Here is a 15,442-nt window from a genome sequence, read left to right on the forward strand (position 1 = left end):
TGTGGATCTACTCCTTGAACTGATGGATTTGCCTCTGTCATTGCACCGAAGATCTCAACACGCTTGATAGAGTCAATGCCTAAATCAGCTTCCATGTCCATACCCATTTCTAACATCTCTGCTGGGTAACCTGTCTTCTCAGCGATTACTTCTAATAATGATGCTTCGATTTCTGCGTTAGATACTCCACCTTGAGTTGGAGCTGCAGTTTCTTGAACTGGTGCTGTTGCTACTGGAGCTGCCGCTGGAGCAGGAGTTGCCGCCGCTGCTGATGTTGCACCTGCTTTTCCTGAAATATATTCAGCGATTTGAGCTAATGTTCTTAACTCTGCTAATTCTTGTGGATCTACGCCTTGAACTGATGGATTAGCCTCTGTCATCGCACCGAAGATCTCAACACGCTTGATAGAGTCAATTCCTAAGTCAGCTTCCATGTCCATACCCATTTCTAACATCTCAGAAGGGTAACCAGTTTTCTCAGCAATTACTTCTAAAAGTGATGCTTCGATCTCTGCGTTGGTTACGCCACCTGCTGCTGCTGGAGCTGGTGTTTCTACAACTGGCGTTGCTGCTACTGGAGCCGCCGCTGGTGCAGGAGCTGCTGCCGGTGCTGATGTTGCACCTGCTTTTCCTGAAATATATTCAGCGATTTGAGCTAATGTTCTTAACTCCGCTAATTCTTGTGGATCTACGCCTTGAACTGATGGATTAGCCTCTGTCATTGCACCGAAGATCTCAACACGCTTGATAGAGTCAATGCCTAAATCAGCTTCCATGTCCATACCCATTTCTAACATCTCTGCTGGGTAACCTGTCTTCTCAGCGATTACTTCTAATAATGATGCTTCGATTTCTGCGTTAGTTACGCCACCTGCTGCTGCTGGAGCTGCTGTTTCTTGAACTGGCGCTGCTGCTACTGGAGCCGCCGCTGGTGCAGGAGCTGCTGCCGGTGCTGAAGTTGCACCTGCTTTTCCTGAAATATATTCAGCGATTTGAGCTAATGTTCTTAACTCCGCTAATTCTTGTGGATCTACTCCTTGAACTGATGGATTAGCCTCTGTCATCGCACCGAAGATCTCAACACGCTTGATAGAGTCAATTCCTAAGTCAGCTTCCATATCCATACCCATTTCTAACATCTCAGAAGGGTAACCAGTTTTCTCAGCAATTACTTCTAAAAGTGATGCTTCGATCTCTGCGTTGGTTACGCCACCTGCTGCTGCTGGAGCTGGTGTTTCTACAACTGGCGTTGCTGCTACTGGAGCCGCCGCTGGTGCAGGAGCTGCTGCCGGTGCTGATGTTGCACCTGCTTTTCCTGAAATATATTCAGCAATTTGAGCTAATGTTCTTAACTCAGCTAATTCTTGTGGATCTACACCTTGAACTGATGGATTAGCCTCTGTCATCGCACCGAAGATTTCAACACGCTTGATAGAGTCAATTCCTAAATCAGCTTCCATATCCATGCTCATTTCTAACATCTCAGAAGGGTAACCTGTCTTTTCAGCGATTACTGCTAATAAAGATGCTTCGATTTCTGCATTTGATACACTACCTGAAGTAGGTGCCGCTGCTGGAGCTGGTGTTTCAACAACTGGTGCTGCTACTGGAGCAGGTGCAGGAGTTTCAGCAACTGGGGCTGGAGTTGGCACTTCAGCTGGAGCTTGTAACTGCTGAGGAGCAGGAGCTGCATTTGAAGCTAATTGGTTATTTGTTTGCATGTTGAACAACGACGACAACATTTGTTCGATGCGTGTTTGTTGCTCAGTTAGACGCTGGATATCTGCTTGGATTTGATCCAATACTGCCTTCTCTGCCATGGAAGCTGAATTTTGTTTCTGACGAATTTTTTCTTCAATAATTTGAGACATGTCTGTTGTCTCAGCAATCACCGTTTCGATTTCTTCTACTAACGGTGCTTTTTGCGAAAGCACTTTTCCTCCCTTCGCTAATGTGTCTTGGTATCTCTTCTTGAAACCGTCTGTCAAATAGTTTGTACCAGAAATCTGTACATTCATTTTCGACTTCGCACCACCTGCTTGAACTGGTCTTGCGTACGGATCAAAGTTTTGGATTTGGATACCCATTACAGCTAACTGGATAGCTGCTTCTCTCAACTGAACGTCTGAGTTTTTCTTAGGATTAGGGTTCAATGCAATCACTTGGTGATCTTGACCTGCTAAGATTTCAGAAGTTAAGTTGGATAGAATATTTTTCGGTCCAAATTCAACGAACACTCTTGCACCTTCTTGGTACATTTTCTCGATTTGCTCTTTGAATTTAACTGGACTTAAAATGTGTCTCTTTAGAGTTTCTTTGATGAACTGAGGTTGTGCTGGGTAAGCAGTACCTAATGTGTTCGAATACAATTTACCTTGAGGAGCAGCAATGTTTGTATTGTCTAATACTGCTGCGAAAGGTTTAGAAGCATGACCTACATAAGGTGTATGGAATGCGGCAGAAACTGGTAGGATAGTCGCTAATAAGCCTGCTGCTTTTAATTCCGTTTTAAGCGCCTCCAATTCGTTCTTCGCACCACCTAAGATCGTTTGCGTACCTGAGTTGATGTTGGCTACCTGTACATTTTGGTATTTACCGATGTAAGGTTGAACTGCTACAACATCTGCTTTAACAGCCATCATAGTACCTGCATCTACACCTGCTTGTGCTGACATTGCTTGTCCTCTTTCTTTCGAAAGTTTGATGAACGTTGCTAAGTCGATTGCACCTGAAGCATACAAAGCTGAAAGCTCACCATAAGAGTGACCTGCAAAGTAACTTGCTTTGAAGCCTGCGTTTTGTAAAATGTGATACATACTTACCGATAATGCACCAATTGCTGGTTGAGCATTTTCAGTTTGTGTAAGTACCGCTTGTTGTTGTTTACGCTCCTCATCGCTGAATACAGGAATCGGATATACAGTCTCAGTTAAAGGTTTTTTGTTGCTTGCTTCAAATTCACCGTTCACTTTCGCGAATACTTCACGAACTTGAGGGAATGACCAAGCGATTTCATTACCCATGTTTGTGTATTGAGAACCTTGTCCTGCGAATAAAGCAGCAACATTGTCCTTACCGTTATAAGCGGCACTTCTATACCAAACATTTAAGATTGGGTTTTTCCACTCTGCTGCGTTTGCATCTTTCGATAATGCAGCAACAAAAGCTTGAAGTTTTTTCGTAGCCTCTTCAATTGATGAAGCAACGAAACCAACTCTTGGTTGATTTACAGGAACATTTTCTGCGAATGCTGTAGCGGATACTTCTTTGTAGTAAGCTTTTGCATCTGCACCTGATAAACCGTCAATATGTTTTTGAGCCAATGCCACTAACGCAGATGATGATACTTCAGAAAGCAACCATTGTTTGTGGATATTGTGAACTCTATTTTTCTCGATTGATTGTCCTTTGTACTCCTCCATAGAGAAGTGAAGGTTGACACCACCAAAACCGAAAGCTGATACACCTGCTCTCAATGGAGTTTGAGCATCTTTCTGGAACCAAGGTCTAGTCTCAGAGTTGATATAGAATGCTTTCTTCTCAATCTCTAATTTCGGGTTCGGTTTTGTGATATTGATTGTACCTGGAAGGATTTTGTGGTGTAAGGCTAAAGCTGCTTTAATCATACCCGCTGCACCTGCTGCTGCTTTTGTATGACCAATTTGAGACTTTACAGAACCTAATGCAATGTGATTAGTTTTCACACCATCATCACCGAATACCATACCCATTGATACACCTTCTGATGCATCACCAGCGTTAGTACCCGTACCGTGTGCTTCAATCAAACCAACTGTTGATGGATCATAACCTGCTTCCTCATAAGCTCTTCTCATCGCTAAAGCTTGACCTGAAGGACGAGGCGCATAAACTGACTTATAACGACCATCTGAAGAACCACCAATACCGTTTACAACAGCATAGATTTTATCTCCATCACGCTCAGCATCTTCTAAACGCTTCATGACCATCATACCTACCCCTTCACCGATCAACATACCGTCACCATCTTGGTCAAATGGACGAATGCTACCGTTACGAGAGAATGCAGGAGTTTTTGAGAATGACATGTACATAAATGGTGAGTTGTCTGTATCTACACCACCAGTAATCATCATATCTGCTCTTTTTTCTACCAATTCAGCCACCGCCATTTTGATCGCTGATAGTGAAGCCGCACAAGCTGCATCCACTACTGAGTTGATACCACCGAAGTCAAAACGGTTAGCGATACGACCAGAAATTACGTTACCCAATAAACCTGGGAATGAGTTTTCTGTCCAAGGCACAAACGCTGCTTTCATCTTCTCGATGGCCACTGCGATTTGTTCTTCTGGCATTCCCATTGACTCTAATGCTCTTCTCCAAACTGGATACTGTAAACGAGCCGTCAAAGGAATGATTAGCTTTTGACCACCGCCAACGCCAAGAATAACACCTGTTCTTTCTCTTAGATCTGCTTTCAACGCATCTGAACCTGGAGCATACCCTGAATCGATCAATGCATCTTTTGCTACTGCAAGACCCAATAGTTGTGAAGCATCCGTTACTTCTAAGATATTTGGTGGTAAACCAAACTCCATTGGGTTGAAATCGATTTTTGGAACGAAGCCACCTACTTTACAGTAAGTTTTGTCTTCTGCTAATGGATTTGGATCATAGTAGTCGTCTATTTTCCATCGATCATCAGGTACTTCTTTGATACAATCCACACCTTGGATGATATTTTCCCAGTACTTCTCTAGGTTCTCAGAGTCTGCAAATACAGAGGCCATACCAACAATGGCAATTGGCGTCTCTTTAAGCAGTTGGTTTGTGTCTGTCATATCTTTTATTCTTGGAATAGTACAATACACACGTTGTACTACTTTACTTTTATTCGTTACTCGCTCAAAAAATGAAATGGTTACTTGAATGATGAAAGTTTGTTCAAGCTCGCTTTTGCTCATTTTTCAGCCCGTATAACAATTCAGATCCCGAAATTGTGACAACTTTTCTAAAAAAAATATATGTTTGCTTTTATTTAATAATGACTACCTATTCATTCATCTATCAAAAAAGTACAAAACAATAGACAACTGTATTACATTACAGAAGTAAGTATTCACTAATAGCCAAAAACCAGGGTAAATATCAAAATCTAAAAAAATGTTATTTTTTATTTTAACCCTATTTTCGAGTATTTCAGAGGGTATAAATTGAATTTTAAAGTCAGATGAAATATTTATTTTTCAGAAAAATGTCAATGCCTTAAAAAGTTTTTAATAATTCTTGTAACATTATTCATACTACCATTACACTTCAAAGCAAATCATTGATAGAAGCAAAAAAAGAGACTTATTCATTAAGCCGATTTTACTGTTATTTATTTTCTATCACCTTACCTTTTCTCAGTTTTTAAATTAAAATTTCTTCAATAAATGTATCATAAGTTGATAGGCTGATATAGTTTTTTATACTCTTTTGATGCTAAGTACCAAGACAAAATTATTTAATACTAATTCTATTTATTTTTGGCTTAGTACTACATCGTAAACTAAGTATATCGAATACTTATAACACTTAGAAATCAGGAGATTTCTGATGATCTAAAGGACACGAATGACGCTAGCGCTTAACATTCGCGCCATTGAGCTTTCTACCACTTTAGTTTGGTAGTACTCCCCCTGGCCTTGAAGGGAAAAGCGTTAAGAATTTCATGGAATGAGCCGTTAAAATCATTTAGGCGAGAGAAATGGAGTTTAGCTTTTGACTTCTAAGCCTTGAATTTTTTGCTTCGTTTTTCATCAATGGAAAAATGAAGAAGAAGGAAGCTTGAAAGTAGGGCATAAAAGCCTTCGGAATAATTGACTAGAAGTTTACAATGCAGTACTTAGCACAAAAAAAGAGGCTTACATCTCAGCAAGCCTCTCAAAAATATTTTTTTAAACGTATTGATCTACATAACCCTGCAAACCAATTCTAGTTCCGTCTCCTGTTGCTTTAAAAGTCCATTCTCTTCCAGATTTTATCAGCCTGCCAAACTCCATATCAGTGGCATTTCCAAAAGTAGTTTTATTCAAGCTGTATCTTAAAATTTCGTTTTTCTTGTCTACGTCTACAATTCGTATATAAGCATTATCCAACATACCAAAATGATGATTTAGTACATCTGCATTGTGAATTGATGCGACAAAAATTAGTTCTTTGATAGAAGGGTTAATTTGAGATAAATAAGCTAAAATCATTTCATCATCACCATCTCCTTCTCCATTTCTGTTATCTCCTGTATGTTCTACGCTATTGTCTGGCGATTTAAGGTTATTATAGAAAATAAAGTATTCGTCTGCAGGAAGTTTTCCGTTTTCTCCAACCATAAAAACAGAAATATCAAGATCTAGTGAGTTTCCAGGAATGATGTCCCAACCAATTCCTAACATTACTTTGTCCAACCTTACGTTGCCCTTCATCAGGTTGACTTTGCTTCCTTTTTTTAAGTCTATACCCATAACATTATTATGCTCTAGTAGTTATTTTTTATATGTAAAATAGTTTCAGAAATATCCTTTGCTGCAATCGGTGTTCCAATTACCTCAAACTCCCAACAGTCATTTTTCAGTACCAAACGCCCCATCAACATTGAGACATAATCTGCATATTCTTCAGAAGAAGATAAATTAAAATTGGCAAGGCATTCATTCTGAGAATAAATATTTACCTCTGAAAAAGGGATTTGTGAGAAGTTTTGTTGAGAGTAAGAATTTAAGTACAAGTAAATTTGCTTTACTTTTTTGTCGATATTTTTTAGGTCTACCCAGATTATTTCATTATCCAAGCCATCATTTCCATTTAAATCGCCCTCAAGGTCATCTCCAAAGTGTTTTATTGCATCATCTGGAGATGTTAATTGGTTATAGTAAACAGTGTATATATGTTCCTTGTCCTTGTCAAAAGCGGAAAGACTGGCATCCAAATCGACATTTGTTGTATAAGGGATCATATTAAAAAACACTTTTTTCTGGATAGCACCCCAGTTGACACCTACCCGCACAAAGTCCAAAGAACTACCATTGTCTTTGATCAAAGAAATGGTACTACCTTTTTTCAATGTGATTTTTGACCTTTTTTGGAGTTCGGTATTACTCATATTTATCTATAGTCGTTAAAAAGTATTAGTTGATGTTGCTATTTATTTAAAAGTAGTTTTAAAATATTGTTTAACGAAGACGATTAACATTGGTTGTCAATTGCTCGAACCATTTTACATTTTTTCAAACATTTTTCTTATTCATCCATTTAACATTAAGAACAACTTTAAAAAACGATCACTTACTAAATTCAAGTGCCTCTTCAATCCGCAATAAACAATAATTATGATCACAACCTTTGAGTTTCCTACTACTTTTGATGCGATCAAAAATATAGTAGATCAGTATTCACCCGAAAACTATGCTCGGTCAAGAAATTATATTGATGGAGAAGTTTCTTATCTATCACCTTACATTTCAAGAGGAGTTATATCCACTAAATATGTCGTTTCAAGACTGATTAAAAATGGTTTCAGCCTTAGAAAGAATGAAAAGTTTATTCAGGAATTAGCATGGAGAGATTATTGGCAACAGATATGGATTGAAAAGGATATTGATGAAGATCTTAAACATCAACAACCTCAAGTGGAACATTATGGTATTCCATCCGCTATTTTTCATGAAAACACAAGCATTGAGGTCATTGATGAGCACCTTACCGAACTCCGAAAGCAAGGATACCTTCATAATCATATGAGAATGTACATTGCAATGTTTACCTGTAATATTGGGAAATCACATTGGAAAGTCCCTGCCCAATGGATGTATTATCATCTGCTAGATCATGATTGGGCAAGTAATGCATTAAGTTGGCAATGGGTAGCGGGTGCCAATAGCAATAAAAAGTATTTTGCGAATCAGTCGAATATCAATAAGTATACTCATACGTTTCAAAAAGGAACTTTCCTTGATAAATCTTATGAAGAATTGGAACAAATGGAAACGCCTTCTATTCTTCAAGATCACCTCCAGCCTGAGTTCATTACCCCATTACCAGACAGTACTTCAATCACCATTGACACTTCCATTCCTTCTTTCATTTATAATTCTTATAATCTTGATCCCCTTTGGAATCATGAAGTAGAAGGTAATCGTATTTTATTACTTGAACCTTCACATTTTGAAAAATACCCTGTCAGTGATCATGTGCTTCAATTTATACTTGACCTTTCTGAGAACATTGACAACATTCAAGTTTTTGTTGGTGAATTTGATGAATTAGAAAAACAATTAGAAGGTTCAAGCATTTATTACAAGGAGCACCCAACAGTTAGACACTATAAAGGAATTGAAGAGGAAAGAGATTGGATTTCCAATGTCAAAGGATATTACCCCTCATTCTTTAAGTTCTGGAAATATGTAAAAAAAGAAATTTTCAACCCGAATTATCATGAAGCTTAATAAACAAGAAATAGACACTTTGGAATTTAAATTTAAGATCAATCTTATTAATTCCATTACAGGCATAAAACCCGGAAATTTAATTGGAACAGTGGATAAAGAAGGAAATGAGAACCTTGCTATATTTAGTTCGGTTTTTCACCTAGGAAGTAATCCTCCATTGATTGCATTTGTGACACGCCCTTCTCAAGAAGTTCCCCGACATACTCTACAAAATATATTAGAAACTTCATCTTATACCATAAATCATGTCGTTACTGATAAAATTATAAATGCCCACCTTACATCAGCCAAGTTTGACAAGGGAATTTCTGAATTCGATGCCTGCAATCTCACACCAGAATATCACCCTGAAATCAAAGCTCCATTCGTAAAAGAAAGTAAAATCCAAATCGGGATGACTTTAGAAGATATCATGGATGTGAAAGCCAATAAGACCAAAATTGTCATTGGAAGAGTCAATTTTCTTCATATTAAAGAAGAAAAAATAGTAGATGAGCAAGGGAATATCAATCTTTCTGAAGCAGAAAGCGCAGGAATCTCAGGACTCCGTTCCTATTATTCTTTTCAAAATCTAGCCACTCTTCCAATTGCTCAAACTGATAACATTGTAGTTTCTGAGAAGTGATGAAAAAGAAAAGAGACCTCCCGACTAAAGTTTGTGTGGTATGTGAGCGACCTTTTACTTGGAGAAAAAAATGGGAGAAAGTGTGGGAAGAAGTAAAATATTGTAGCGAGCGGTGCAGGAGAAATAAACAAAAGATCAAGAATTAATTATAGGGTAAATCCACCTTACTTTTATCTAATTAATTCACTATCAAATAATCGGGCTTAAAATATAAAATTATTGGATTTTATATTACATTATTGTAAAGCATATTGATAAAAAAAGATTCATTTGCGTAATAACTATCAATTTCTTGAATGTTTCTAAAAACTCATTTTTCAACGAACTAATTCGTTTTTTTTTACCTTATATTTGCAGTCACTCATTTAATCATAATTATTATATATGGCCTCAACAAGAACTTGTCCTAGATGTAAAGCAAGAATTCCTGATGCAGAATTTGCGAGTCACTTAGTTAGATGTAAAGGTAAAACTATTAGTGGTAGTGGATCTGTAGTGACAAACGAAGTGGAAGAATCTGTCGCTAGGGAGAAGAAAAATAAAGAGATCAAGAAGAAAGCAACAGCTGCTAGAAAAAAAGCGGCTCCTAAAAAAGTAATTGGTCCTGAACTGCAAATGCTAATGAATAAATTCAGGATGACTGCTGAAGATGCAGAGCTTTTCTTACAACAAAACCCGAATTACTTTAATAAAGGAGAATAAGTACATTGTAAACCAAGTTTTCGAATATTTATACTATTTAGAAATCGGGAGATTTCTGATGATCTGAAGGACACAAATGCCGCTTTCGCTTAACATTCGCGCCAGTAAGTAGTATTACTACTCTTTTAATTTGGTAGTTCTACCCCGGTCTTGAAGGGAAAAGCGTTAGGAATTTCATGGAATGAGCCGTTAAAAATGATTTTGTTGTTTGAGCTTTAGCGAGTTTAAAATCATTTAGGCGAAAGAAATGGAATTTAGCTTTTGCGTTCAAAGCCTTGACTTTTTTGCTTCGTTTTTGTTTCAAAACAAAATGAAGAAGAAGGAACTTTGAAAGTAGATCCTATGATTACTTATAAAAAGGTCGATTGAAAGTTAACGGCAATTTAGTTTACAATGTAGTAAGAATTGATATCTGAAACATCTTTTGAAAAGAAATTCACAAGAAGAGAGGTTCCAAACAACCGCTACGAAGTTGACCCGATAAATACAATATTTATCGGGTTATTTTTTACCTAATCCTTTCAAAGGAACATGAATTGATTCTTTAATCTTTCCCATCACAAACGTACTATGAGCACTGCCTATATTTGCAATCTCTCCTAATTTATTCAATACAAAATCCTGATAAGCCTTCATGTCTTTCACCATTACTTTCAATAAGAAATCATAATCTCCTGAAATATTGTAACACTCTGTAATTTCATCTAGTGCTAAGATGTCGTTTACAAATTGATGGCCGATGACCTTAGAATGCTCTTTTAAGGTCACATTACAAAAAACAGTAAGTGAACGGTCTAGTTTTTCAGCATCCAAAACCGCCACGTAATTTTTGATATAACCTTCCCTCTCCATTCTCTTAATCCTCTCATAAACGGGTGTGGTCGAAAGGTGAACTTTGTGCCCAATTTCTTTGGTACTCAAATTGGAGTTCTTTTGAAGTAAGTTCAATATCTGTATGTCTAAGCGGTCTAATTCCTTCATAGATAATCTTTCTAACAATGTATTTCAAAATTCAAGTCAAAAGACAAATAAACTAATTATAAAATTAAAGACAGATATAAAATCACATTAAAAACACTACTGTAATAAAATAATCTAATATTAGATCTTTTAAAAGAAATAAAATCTACCCTTTCCCTATATACATATTAGTTTATCAAAAGAAATGAAGTAGGACATCTTATTTGTACTATAAAATCAATTGACAGCTTGAATATGTATCAAATGTCATTTAAAATTCAAAAATCTCCTTTAAAAGGAAATATAGTACACAAACCTGATAATAAAGCATTTATTCTCCCCTACCGACTCTCCTTACATTTGTAAAAAGATCGATATGCAATCTTTAGTAAATGAATTATTACATAAACACATAACCTATGAACCAATTAACAGATAAAGTAAAAGCCTTTTTGGCACAAGATCCAATACCTGCGTTTGTCAATGGAACTTGGAAAAAGGGGGAATATGAAGAAACGTCTACAATAGAGAACCCTGCCAACAGAAAGGTGTTAGCCAAGGTAAATCTATCGTCAAAAAGTGATGTAGAAGATGCCATTGAAGCAGCAGATAAAGCTTTTATTCAATGGAAATCATACTCACCACAACAAAGAGCAGAGGTATTGAAACGCTTTGCTGATTTATGTGAAAGAGACAGTGAAGAATTGGCTCAACTAGAAGCGTTAGATGTAGGAAAAGCCATCAACAACGCAAGAGGTTTTGATGTTCCTTTTGGCATTGAATGTATACGATATTTCAGTGACCTCATTCTTGAAAAAGACTTTGAGCAAAAGCTTGAAATAGAAGGAATCAACGGAAAACAAGTGAGAATACCTTATGGTGTAGTCGGTTTTATTTTCCCTTGGAATTTCCCATTAACACTTTGTATGTGGGGAATAGGCCCTGCACTTGCAGCGGGAAATACGGTCGTGATCAAACCCGCTGAAATTACACCGTTAAGTACACTCTATTTAGGAAAACTAGCACAAGAAGCCGGTATCCCTGAGGGAGTAATTAATATAGTTCCTGGAAAAGGGTCGGTGGCTGGAGAAGTCATTACTACACATCCTAAAGTAAAATGTGTTTCTTTCACGGGATCGTCAACTGTAGGGAGACATATTGGTCAGAACTGCGGCGTACACCTTAAACCTGCTAAACTTGAGCTTGGTGGGAAAGGTGGAGCCGTAGTTTTTGAAGACGCAGACATTGATCATGCTGCAGAAGGTCTTGCAGGTGCTATCACACTCAACACCGGGCAAGTTTGCTGTACTGCTACACGATGGATCATTCAAGAAAATGTTGTAGATGAGTTTGTAGAAAAAGTGAAGGCAAATCTTCAAAAAACAGTCATTCAGCCGGGTATGATGGAAGAGTGTGAAATGGGGCCTGTGGTTAGCAAAAAGCAACAGGATAGTATAATTGATTATATCCAAAAAGGCATAAAAGAGGGTGCAAAGCTTATTTTGGGAGCTAATACTGCACCTGAAAAAGAAGGGTATTACATCCCTCCTACGTTATTGATGGGTGACCAGAATAATATCTGTTTTAAAGAAGAAATCTTTGGACCAGTCGCTTACATTACCACATTTAAAACAGAAGAAGAAGCCATACAACAAGTCAACTGTTTGGATTATGGTTTAGCGAATAGTGTATGGACTACTTCTACTGAAAAAGCACAAAGAGTAGCCCTCGAAATGGTATCGGGTAACAGCTGGGTCAACGCCCACAATGTCTTCGCTTATGGACTGCCCTATGGAGGGGTAAACGGAAGTGGAAACGGCGGAGGTGTCAATAGTATTGAAACACTATTTGATTATACTAGAGGATTGACGATTGCAGAACCAATTGCATAGATGATGAATCAAAAAGAATTAGTGGAGTACCTGCAAACGCAAAGAATTATCAGTAGTCGAAACCTTAAGATTACCCCACTAAACGGTGGGGTGTCTTGTGAAATTCTTCTTTTGGATGATGGAAAGAAAAGGATTGTGGTAAAACGAGCCTTACAAAAACTGAAAGTAAAAGAAGATTGGTTTGCTGATATTGGTAGAAATCACACGGAGCAGAAGTACTTAAAATATGTAGGCGACTTATTGCCTGAGGCTGTTCCGAAGATACTACACCAAGACGAAGAACGTCACTTTTTCTGTATGGAAATGATTGAAGGTGATTTCTCGAATTGGAAAAAAGAATTAATGGAAGGAAAGATCAATACGGAATACGCTCGTGAGGCGGGGCGTATTCTTGGTCTTATTCACAATACCTCTTTTGACCAAAAAAAAGTAGCTGCTCAATTTGATACTCTTCAGAATTTTCATGAGCTGAGAATTGATCCCTACCTATTGAGTACAGCCCAAAAGCATCCTCAACTTTTATCTTATTTCAGCGAGGAGGCATTGCGGTTGAGTAATACTAAAAAATGTTTGGTGCATGGTGATTTCAGTCCAAAAAATATAATGGTATCACCTCACCGTATTGTAGTACTTGACTGTGAAGTAGCTTGGTATGGTGATCCTATTTTTGATCTTGCTTTCTTGATCAACCACTTTATGTTGAAAGCACTATTAATGCCTGAGCAATCGCAACCGTTGATGCTTCTTGCAGAGCAATTCTTTCAAACTTATCAATCAAAAGTCACTTTTGCATCAAAAGAAAGGCTAGAGGAACAAACCGTTCACCTTCTATTATTATTGATGTTGGCAAGGGTTGATGGAAAATCTCCCGTAGAGTATCTGCAAGAAGAACAACAGGATATAGTACGAAACTTTGTTTATAAAACATTACCCAAAAAGATAAAAACACTTGATGTTTTTTCAAATCTGTGGGTAAACTCAATACAATTAGAAAATGAATATTAAAAATATTGACGCCTATCAAATCTATGATTCTAGGGGGTATCCTACTTTAGAAGTCGAAGTAGAATTAGAAGATGGCACAACAGGACGAGGGCTTGTTCCTTCAGGTGCTTCTACTGGACAATTTGAGGCTTGGGAATTGAGAGACGGTGATCAAACGAGATTTAGAGGAAAATCTGTATTCAATGCCATCGCTAATGTAAAAGGAGAAATTGCTGATGCTTTAAAAGGTGATAGTGTTTTTGATCAGAAAAATATTGATCAAAAAATGATTGCTTTAGATGGTACACCTAATAAATCTCGATTGGGTGCGAATGCTATTTTGGGAACATCAATGGCTGTAGCTAATACTGCAGCAAATGCTAAAAACCAAAAACTCTATGAATACCTTGGCAATGGTGAAGGACACCTGATTCCGCTCAATGAGATCCAAATTCTAGGCGGTGGAGCACACGCCGACTGGGCCACGGATATTCAAGATTTTCTAGTGATTGCCATTGGTGCAACAACATACGAGGAAACTCTAGAAATGACACACAATATCTACCATGAAGCGGGGAAAGTCATGAAGGAAAAAGGGAAATGTGTGGGCATTGCTGATGAAGGGGGCTGGTGGCCTGATTATACCAATAATGAAGAGCCATTTGAAGTATTTATGGAAGCTATCCGAAGGGCAGGTTATGAAGCTGGTAAAGATGTAGCAATATCTCTAGACATTGCCGCAAGTGACTTGTTTGATGGTGAAAACTATCACTTGAGACTAGAAAATAAAAAACTCAGCCCTGATGAATTCTATGCTTTGATGAAAGATTGGTGTGAGAAATATCCGATTGTTTCCATTGAAGACCCTTTTGCAGATACAGAATTTAACTATTGGCAAAAATTCACTCAAGAATTCGGTCATCGTGTACAAATTATTGGGGATGACTTATTCACTACAAACATTACAAGAATTGAAGAAGGGATTGCTCAACAGTTGGCTAATTCTGTCTTGATTAAACTCAATCAGATTGGTTCTGTTTCTGAAACTTTAGAGGCAATTGCACTGACTCAAAAAGCAGGCTGGCTTCCGGTTGTTTCTGCTCGATCAGGTGAGACTGAAGATGCTTTTATCTCGCACTTAGCGATCGCTACCAATGCAGGGCAATTGAAAGTAGGTTCATTTGCTAGAAGTGAACGTATGGTAAAATGGAATGAAAACCTTAGAATACAGCGTCATCTTGGTGATAAGGCTACTTTTATTGGAGGAAAAATTTATGATCAGATCTTCTCTACAGCTTCTGTATAAAAGAATAATTTCGAAATAGGTCCATGGTTATACAAAATGGTTCGAGCGATATTTTATCACTCGAACCTATTTTATATTTTGAGTCCTCTAGCTTAATACATTGTAAACTAAATTTTCGTTAAATCCCCCCCTCTTTCTACAAGAATTTATAGGGACTACTACTTTCAAGCTTCCTTCTTCTTCATTTTTGTCTTGAAACAAAAACGAAGCAAAAAATTCAAGGCTTTGAAGTCAAAAGCTAAATTCCATTTCTCTCGCCTAAATGATTTTAAACTCGCTGCGCTCAAACAACAAAATCATTTTTAACGGCTCACTTCATGAAATTCTTAACGCTTTTCCCTTCAAGGCCGAGGAAAGTTCTGCCAAACGAATTGGGTAGAATGCCACTGGCGCGAATGTTAAGCGTTAGCGGCATTCGTGTCCTACAGATCAACAGAAATCTCCTGATTTCTAAACAATATAAATAACGAAAACTTAGTTTACAATGCACTTAATGCTTTGT

General features: G+C 37.6%; 11 protein-coding genes. 7 read left to right on the top strand and 4 right to left on the bottom strand.

What is annotated here, in order from left to right; translation table 11 throughout:
• The 3 genes from PL77_RS20205 to PL77_RS20215 all read right to left on the bottom strand — a co-directional run.
• Positions 1–4,949, bottom strand: a 4,949-nt coding sequence (locus PL77_RS20205) for a type I polyketide synthase (protein ID WP_063769036.1), incomplete at its 3' end; no start/stop codon positions are given.
• Positions 4,950–5,924: 975 nt separating this feature from the next.
• Positions 5,925–6,488 carry a TerD family protein gene (locus PL77_RS20210; protein ID WP_044209506.1) on the bottom strand — a complete coding sequence of 188 codons (564 nt, stop codon included), beginning with the start codon at positions 6,486–6,488 and terminating at the stop codon, positions 5,925–5,927.
• A gap of 14 nt (positions 6,489–6,502) precedes the next feature.
• The gene (locus PL77_RS20215) at positions 6,503–7,126 is read right to left on the bottom strand and encodes a TerD family protein (protein ID WP_044209509.1); all 624 of its coding nucleotides are present in this window, start codon (positions 7,124–7,126) and stop codon (positions 6,503–6,505) included.
• A gap of 226 nt (positions 7,127–7,352) precedes the next feature.
• Between PL77_RS20215 and PL77_RS20220 the strand changes: the two genes are divergently transcribed.
• From PL77_RS20220 to PL77_RS20230, 4 genes are all read left to right on the top strand, one after another.
• Complete coding sequence (locus PL77_RS20220) at positions 7,353–8,468, top strand: FAD-binding domain-containing protein (RefSeq protein WP_044209511.1); 1,116 nt, start codon at positions 7,353–7,355, stop codon at positions 8,466–8,468.
• Complete coding sequence (locus tag PL77_RS20225; RefSeq protein WP_044209513.1) at positions 8,458–9,096, top strand: flavin reductase family protein; 639 nt, start codon at positions 8,458–8,460, stop codon at positions 9,094–9,096. Before PL77_RS20220 ends, PL77_RS20225 begins: the two co-directional genes overlap by 11 nt.
• Positions 9,096–9,242, top strand: coding sequence for a DUF2256 domain-containing protein (locus PL77_RS31560; protein ID WP_082026652.1), 147 nt, complete (start codon positions 9,096–9,098; stop codon positions 9,240–9,242). The genes PL77_RS20225 and PL77_RS31560 overlap by 1 nt, the downstream gene beginning before the upstream one ends.
• 238 nt (positions 9,243–9,480) lie before the next feature.
• Positions 9,481–9,798, top strand: coding sequence for a hypothetical protein (locus PL77_RS20230; protein WP_044209516.1), 318 nt, complete (start codon positions 9,481–9,483; stop codon positions 9,796–9,798).
• Positions 9,799–10,299: 501 nt separating this feature from the next.
• On the opposite strand, the gene PL77_RS20235 is transcribed toward PL77_RS20230, so the two are convergent.
• The gene (locus tag PL77_RS20235) at positions 10,300–10,779 is read right to left on the bottom strand and encodes an Lrp/AsnC family transcriptional regulator (protein ID WP_044209519.1); all 480 of its coding nucleotides are present in this window, start codon (positions 10,777–10,779) and stop codon (positions 10,300–10,302) included.
• Between the two features lie 398 nt (positions 10,780–11,177).
• Here PL77_RS20235 and PL77_RS20240 point away from each other — a divergent pair, with 398 nt between their 5' ends.
• The 3 genes from PL77_RS20240 to eno are packed head-to-tail and all read left to right on the top strand — an operon-like array spanning position 11,178 to position 14,940.
• Positions 11,178–12,650, top strand: coding sequence for an aldehyde dehydrogenase (locus tag PL77_RS20240; protein ID WP_044209522.1), 1,473 nt, complete (start codon positions 11,178–11,180; stop codon positions 12,648–12,650).
• Positions 12,651–13,655: an aminoglycoside phosphotransferase family protein gene (locus PL77_RS20245; protein WP_052444591.1), complete on the top strand. Its 1,005-nt coding sequence runs from the start codon at positions 12,651–12,653 to the stop codon at positions 13,653–13,655.
• Positions 13,645–14,940: a phosphopyruvate hydratase gene (eno, locus tag PL77_RS20250; protein WP_044209524.1), complete on the top strand. Its 1,296-nt coding sequence runs from the start codon at positions 13,645–13,647 to the stop codon at positions 14,938–14,940. Before PL77_RS20245 ends, eno begins: the two co-directional genes overlap by 11 nt.
• The last annotated feature ends 502 nt before the right edge of the window (positions 14,941–15,442 follow it).

Source organism: Flammeovirga sp. OC4 (assembly GCF_000812565.1).
Taxonomy (GTDB): domain Bacteria; phylum Bacteroidota; class Bacteroidia; order Cytophagales; family Flammeovirgaceae; genus Flammeovirga.

Excerpts from the sequence above, each read along its gene's own strand:
- PL77_RS20215 (WP_044209509.1), bottom strand. The coding sequence starts at position 7,126 with ATGAGTAATACCGAACTCCAAAAAAGGTCAAAAATCACATTGAAAAAA.
- PL77_RS20225 (WP_044209513.1), top strand. The coding sequence starts at position 8,458 with ATGAAGCTTAATAAACAAGAAATAGACACTTTGGAATTTAAATTTAAG.
- PL77_RS31560 (WP_082026652.1), top strand. The coding sequence starts at position 9,096 with ATGAAAAAGAAAAGAGACCTCCCGACTAAAGTTTGTGTGGTATGTGAG.
- PL77_RS20245 (WP_052444591.1), top strand. The coding sequence starts at position 12,651 with ATGATGAATCAAAAAGAATTAGTGGAGTACCTGCAAACGCAAAGAATT.
- PL77_RS20240 (WP_044209522.1), top strand. The coding sequence starts at position 11,178 with ATGAACCAATTAACAGATAAAGTAAAAGCCTTTTTGGCACAAGATCCA.
- eno (WP_044209524.1), top strand. The coding sequence starts at position 13,645 with ATGAATATTAAAAATATTGACGCCTATCAAATCTATGATTCTAGGGGG.
- PL77_RS20230 (WP_044209516.1), top strand. The coding sequence starts at position 9,481 with ATGGCCTCAACAAGAACTTGTCCTAGATGTAAAGCAAGAATTCCTGAT.
- PL77_RS20220 (WP_044209511.1), top strand. The coding sequence starts at position 7,353 with ATGATCACAACCTTTGAGTTTCCTACTACTTTTGATGCGATCAAAAAT.
- PL77_RS20210 (WP_044209506.1), bottom strand. The coding sequence starts at position 6,488 with ATGGGTATAGACTTAAAAAAAGGAAGCAAAGTCAACCTGATGAAGGGC.
- PL77_RS20235 (WP_044209519.1), bottom strand. The coding sequence starts at position 10,779 with ATGAAGGAATTAGACCGCTTAGACATACAGATATTGAACTTACTTCAA.